The sequence below is a fragment of the Pedobacter sp. 01N416 genome (assembly GCF_056399685.1).
In genome coordinates this window covers 1-5,670 of record NZ_JBFTRT010000310.1, presented here as the reverse complement: position 1 = coordinate 5,670, position 5,670 = coordinate 1, and the positions used below count along the sequence as shown (strand labels likewise).

General features: G+C 38.5%; 8 protein-coding genes. 2 read left to right on the top strand and 6 right to left on the bottom strand.

The genetic code is table 11. From position 1 onward, the window contains the following. Both AC1DND_RS17005 and AC1DND_RS17000 read left to right on the top strand, forming a co-directional pair. Positions 1 to 429: YfiT family bacillithiol transferase (locus tag AC1DND_RS17005; RefSeq protein WP_477583393.1), on the top strand; the 429-nt coding region annotated here is incomplete at its 5' end. Continuing rightward, positions 426 to 902 (top strand): DUF6265 family protein, encoded by a 477-nt coding sequence (locus AC1DND_RS17000; RefSeq protein WP_477583391.1) that lies wholly within the window; start codon positions 426 to 428, stop codon positions 900 to 902. The genes AC1DND_RS17005 and AC1DND_RS17000, both read left to right, overlap by 4 nt. A 1-nt stretch (position 903) precedes the next feature. Here the strand turns inward: AC1DND_RS17000 and AC1DND_RS16995 are convergent, their stop codons facing one another. From AC1DND_RS16995 to AC1DND_RS16970, 6 genes are all read right to left on the bottom strand, one after another. After that, on the bottom strand, positions 904 to 1,623 hold the full coding sequence (locus AC1DND_RS16995) for a heavy-metal-associated domain-containing protein (protein WP_477583389.1): 720 nt from the start codon (positions 1,621 to 1,623) through the stop codon (positions 904 to 906). Between the two features lie 177 nt (positions 1,624 to 1,800). Next, on the bottom strand, positions 1,801 to 2,625 hold the full coding sequence (ygiD, locus tag AC1DND_RS16990; protein ID WP_477583388.1) for a 4,5-DOPA-extradiol-dioxygenase: 825 nt from the start codon (positions 2,623 to 2,625) through the stop codon (positions 1,801 to 1,803). A gap of 123 nt (positions 2,626 to 2,748) precedes the next feature. Continuing rightward, on the bottom strand, positions 2,749 to 3,321 hold the full coding sequence (locus AC1DND_RS16985) for a YceI family protein (RefSeq protein WP_477583386.1): 573 nt from the start codon (positions 3,319 to 3,321) through the stop codon (positions 2,749 to 2,751). Positions 3,322 to 3,588: 267 nt separating this feature from the next. Beyond that, the gene (locus AC1DND_RS16980; protein WP_477583385.1) at positions 3,589 to 4,149 is read right to left on the bottom strand and encodes a helix-turn-helix domain-containing protein; all 561 of its coding nucleotides are present in this window, start codon (positions 4,147 to 4,149) and stop codon (positions 3,589 to 3,591) included. After that, positions 4,149 to 4,652: a DUF3347 domain-containing protein gene (locus AC1DND_RS16975; protein WP_477583383.1), complete on the bottom strand. Its 504-nt coding sequence runs from the start codon at positions 4,650 to 4,652 to the stop codon at positions 4,149 to 4,151. Before AC1DND_RS16975 ends, AC1DND_RS16980 begins: the two co-directional genes overlap by 1 nt. 89 nt (positions 4,653 to 4,741) lie before the next feature. Then, the gene (locus tag AC1DND_RS16970) at positions 4,742 to 5,554 is read right to left on the bottom strand and encodes a transporter family protein (protein ID WP_477583381.1); all 813 of its coding nucleotides are present in this window, start codon (positions 5,552 to 5,554) and stop codon (positions 4,742 to 4,744) included. Between the last annotated feature and the right edge of the window lie 116 nt (positions 5,555 to 5,670).

The following is a 5,670-nucleotide window of genomic DNA, read 5'->3' as shown; positions in this document are numbered from 1 at the left end:
GCTTTGCCTAATCAGCTTAGGAAAGCTACCGAAAATTTGACTGAAAAAGAATTAAACCAAACTTATCGCCCCGAAGGTTGGACGTTGAGGCAAGTTGTTCACCATATTCCTGATAGCCACATCAATGCTTATATCCGTTTTAAACAAGCCATTACCGAAGATGTTCCCATAATCAGGCCATATTACGAAGAACGCTGGGCCGAAACGGGGGAAGCAAAAAATGGAAATATCAAATTATCTATTGATTTATTGTCTGCTTTACACCAACGTTGGGTTGCTTTTTTAAAAACATTGAAACAGGAAGATTATCAGCGAAAATACATTCACCCGGCTCAGGGAAAAGAACTTACATTAGCAAACATGTTGGGTATGTACGCTTGGCATGGAAAACATCATTTGGCACATATTACAAATACGATAGCAAAATGAAAAGAATTCGTTTAATTTTTATGTCCTTAATCCTTATTGGGTTTTGCACTAATGTTAATGCACAAAAAAATCCTTCAAAAACCTTTGCTTTCATTTTAGGTTCATGGGAAATACAAACGCCAAAAGGAAAAATTATAGAGCAGTGGGTGCAAAATTCAGATAAAACACTCAGCGGCAAAAGCTATCGAATAAATGCCAAAGGTGATAGTTTGCTTACCGAAACCCTTAAGATCAAAAAGATTGGAAAAGATACTTTTTACTGTTCAACTGTAACAGGGCAGAACGAAGGAAAAGAAACTTGTTTCAAACTTATTACTACGAAAGATGAGACCTATGTTTTCGAAAATAAAACACACGATTTTCCGCAGAGAATAGTTTACCAAAATCAGGGAAAAAAGGATTTACTCGCCTGGATTGAAGGCGAGCTTAATGGTAAAAGCCGAAAATCGGAGTTTAGGTACAAGCGGCAATAGTTTACATCAAAATCAGCATCGCTGCACTCATCGCAATCATAATAGCATCTTCAACAATGGTTACGGTACTCATGGGTAAGTTAAAAACCGCACCTAAACAGGCACACTGAATCTTTTTCTTGTTTAAAACACTTTCCAAAACACCAAGGATGCTTACCGTCATTACAATTAGTGTAGCCCAGTTTACAACTACGGGTGATAGGTTTAATGCAAAAGATAAGCCTAATCCAAGTTCGATAAAAGCATAGATGTAACCCCACGCACCAAATTTTTTGGCTACGATATCGTACATGGCATAACTTTCGGCAAAAGCTTTCAGATTAAGCATTTTAAAGAAAGAGAAGGTGAGGAAGAAACCCGCCATAAAAATGCGCATGAACACCATGAAATTAATTCCCGTAGATTGCCACGAAACCACAAGTGATATGGCGGTAACATATCCGAATATCAATAAAATGGGTTTATAAGTTTCGGCCCACGATTTTGCTTCTTCAAGTGTTTCGATATGGTGGGCGGCAGAAATTTGATATTTGCTGTCTGTGCCACCCAAAGCTTGTTGGAGTATATCTAAGCCAATATGTTTATCCATGCTAATGGTGGCAGAATTGGTATCTTTCGAAACCTCAACAGAAGTTACATCTGGTAAAACGAGCAGGTTACTTTTTACTTTATTTTCGCAACCGCCACAAGTCATGCCGGTAAGTTGATAGGTGTGTGTCATGATTAAAATCTTTATACAAATTTACCGCTTCATAGGGCCATAAGCGTTACAGAATAATCATAAAGTTTTATAGAATTTTATATTGCTGTCATTCTGAACGCAGTGAAGAATCCTTATCTGTGAAGGGCTGGTTGTCATCGGCTGCAGATGCTTCGTGCCTCAGCATGACAGTGATTTTTATCCCACCAAAACCGAAGTCATGGTTAACGAACCACCAACCGCTTTGTCATTAAAGAAAGAAACCTCTTCCTTCTCATTTTTCATTCCAAGGGTATAAATGAGCGGTAAATAATGCTCTGGGGTAGGGATGGCCAACATCGCATCGGTACCTAGGTTACGATAGTTGATCAAAGGTTTATGGTCGCCGTTGGCAATTAAATTTTTAAACTTATCGTTCATTTCAATTGCCCAATCATAACCGCCACCATTAATCATTTCCCAGCTTAACATGCGGAGGTTGTGTACCATGTTTCCGCTGCCCAAAACCAATATCCCTTTTTTACGGAGCGCATAAATTTCTTTGGCAATTTCGTAATGCTGTTCAGGCGATTTGGTATAATCGATACTTAATTGTAAAACTGGAATATCGGCATTTGGGTACATGTGTTTTACCACTGTCCAGGTGCCATGATCCAAACCCCAGTCATGGTCTAAACCAACGGGAGTAGAATGGATTAAATTCGGAATTTCTGCAGCCAGTTTTGGATCGCCGGGTGCCGGATATTGTACATCGAATAATGCCTGTGGAAAACCGCCAAAATCGTGAATGGTGCTCGGGAAATCCATAGCCGTAACGAAGGTTCCGTGTGTGTACCAGTGTGCCGATACCACCAACACTGCTTTTGGAATGGGAATGTTTTTTGCCAGTTCTGCCCAACTCTGGCTAAACTCATTATTTTCGATACCGTTCATGGGTGAACCGTGACCGATAAAAAGTGCAGGCATCAGCTCGGTTTGAGGTAAGCGCTGAGTAAAACTTCTGAATTGAGATAGTGTAGACATGATACAGTGTTTGTCATGCTGAGCTTGTCGAAGCACCTATATGCATTTCGACAGGCTCAATGTGACAGATTTTATAGTGAAATATTTGCCAGAATCATTATTAATAAATGACGATCTCTTCAATTATTTCCCCTGAACAAATTCAAGGTTTAATTTAATGGCTACATCTTTTGCAACGCCGGCACCAGTTGGATCATATTTAATGTTATAATCTAAACGGTTTACGGTCGTTGTAGCACCAAATCCGGCTTTAGTGTTTCCTTGTTGATCTTTAGCCGTACCACCATAAACTACAGCAAATTTTACATCTTTGGTTACATCACGGATGGTTAACTTTCCACTTAACTCATAGTTGTTTCCACTTAATTTTTTGAAAGAAGTGCTTTCGAACTTCATCGTAGGGTAAGTCACCACATTAAAAAAATCGTCAGTTTTTAAGTGTCCGTCTCTCATGTCAACTCCAGTTGTAATGCTGTTTACATCAACGCTAAAGCTGATTTTAGCATCCGTCAAATCTGGTTTAGAGGCCGTAACCGTTCCGTCGAATTTTTTAAAAGAACCGTCAACGAAAGAAATACCCATGTGTTTAACCGAAAAGTTAACAAATGAATGCATCGGATCTATTTTCCAGCTTGTTTGTGCAAATGATGCCACACTGATTGAGGCAGCGATCAGAAATAAGAATAATTTTTTCATACCTAGTAAATTTATTTAACTGCAAAGTTAGCACAGAATCAGTCGGTTAGTCTTGATTTATGGTAAGAAATTAGCACTGGGTTAATCGGTTAACTGTTTAAATTGGTTAATTGTTAACTGAAAACCACCAACTGGCTTATGGATAATGTTTTTATGGCCGTATGGTTGATGGACAATAGCCTTTACGTTTTTTGGCCATCAACCATGATCTATTTAACCATTGACCATGGGCTATTCTCTAATCCGCCATCCATTTTACCTCTTCCATCAAACCTCATCTAGTGTTTTTCTGCTATCCATTGATGCTGCTTTATAAGCTGAGGGTGTAATTCCGGTTACTTTTTTAAACTGTGCCGATAAATGTGCAACACTACTGTAGTTCAATTGATAGGCAATTTCGCTCAAGGTAAGTTCGCCATAAGTAAGCATCTCTTTTGCTTTTTCTATTTTTTGAGCAATGAAATACTTCTCGATGGTTTGGTCTTCCACCTCCGAAAAAATGCTGCTTAAGCTCGTGTATTCCAATTTTAACAGCTTGCTGAGATAGGCAGAAAGATTGATTTTTAATGGCTCTTGGGTATAGTGTACCAGATTAATAATGGCGGTTTTAATCTGCTCTGCAATCTGGGTTTTCCTATCCTCAAGTAATTCGAACCCAAAATGAGTCAAATTATCCGATATCTTGATTTTATCCTCCGGAGAAATGTTTTCAGCCAAGGTAACCTCGCCAAGTTCAACCAATAATGGTTTAAAGCCGAGCTTTTCCAGCTCAGCTTTAACCACCATTTTACAACGGTTGCATACCATGTTTTTGATATGCAGCTTCATTAGTTCGATTTTATGGTTTCAGAAACGTCACCGCAATCAAACATCATACTTCCATAATAAGGATTTTCGATGTTCTCTTTTTCGTTTAACCAGCTTGCCTTAGCCATTGGACAGTGTTGAACGTAAACAGTTTTACTATTAAATTTTAGCCCCTTTAAGGTTTTGATCATGGCATAAGAAATTCCTTCAAAAGCTTTTCTCTGTGTTTTAATGTCGTTAGAGCCTGCAAGTTGCGCCGCTTTGCTTTTAATGATGGCYGCTTGTTCCATAAATGTTTTATGCTGATCGGCAGGTAGATCTTTATGGTTCACTGCATTTACTTTTGCCGATAAAATCTTTACTTTTTCGATGGCTAAATCTTTTTTGTCAGTTGCTAAAGCATTTTTTACATCGTAATAAGCTGTTAGCGCCTGATTTAAGGCTACATCTGTTTTGCTTTGTGCATAAGTTAAAGCTGTTGTTGCGATTGTTATGATGGCAACTATTCCTAATATTTTTTTCATCTGTTGTATATTTTTTTTAATGGTGATGAAGCGATCATGGTTTTAATTCGGTAAAATTAATCTGAAAAACCATGATGGTTTCATGTTATTTATTTTAAAACGTTAAAGAAATTAAATTCTGCCCTAAGCAGGTACATATTTTTGGTATATCGGTTATCCATATTTCCCGTCGCCTGAAAACGGTAGCCCAAATCGATACGGGTTGTGCTATTTAAAATCATCTGTATGGCTGGGGCTATATCCAAGTAAGATTGGCCGCTACTTGGATCTGTTTTTCCCAATAACTCTAAATATATGTTAAAGTTTGGCTGCTTGTAATCCTTGTAAACCACAGGCAAAACCAGGTAACCCGATGATAAACTATACGATAACATATTTTTTGGCTGCGGCACTCCGGCAATTTGCCTATCGCTGTTTTCGAAAGCATGTGCATAACCCAAAGTGGTTGATAGTGCCAGTTTGTGCAAAAGCTGCGTGAAAATTAATCCACCCTGTATGCCGCTATTATCACCTTCGAGATTAATATCCCTCGTATAGGTTGGCCTTTTGCTGGTGCTTACCCTCCCAAAAGCTGCTGCCCTAAAGTGGCTATGTGTTTCATCTAATGATAAAAACCGATACTTGGCATAAAGACTTCCACCCTCTAAACGGTACTTTCCATCCATATCAGATAAAAAACCTTGTGCATGCATCATCAGGTTTTTGTTGAATCCGATCATTACTTCAGGAATAGTTCTGCTTACAAAACCCGGATTGTTGAACATGCCTTCATTCGTAATTCTTACACCGATCGATTTGGTTGGCATATTACTGGCAGGCTCGGTAAATACATATAGTTCTTGTGCAAAACCATTTGTATAGGCGCCGATAATCATCAGCGCCAATACGAATATCCTTTTCATCTTAAGAAAGAATTAAATGGTAAATGCGCGTTTTTTTTCCGTTAACTACGCCAGTACCACTCGCATAAGCATCAGAATTAGCTGTTGTTGCTTGTTTTTTAAATGCTGAACCTGAG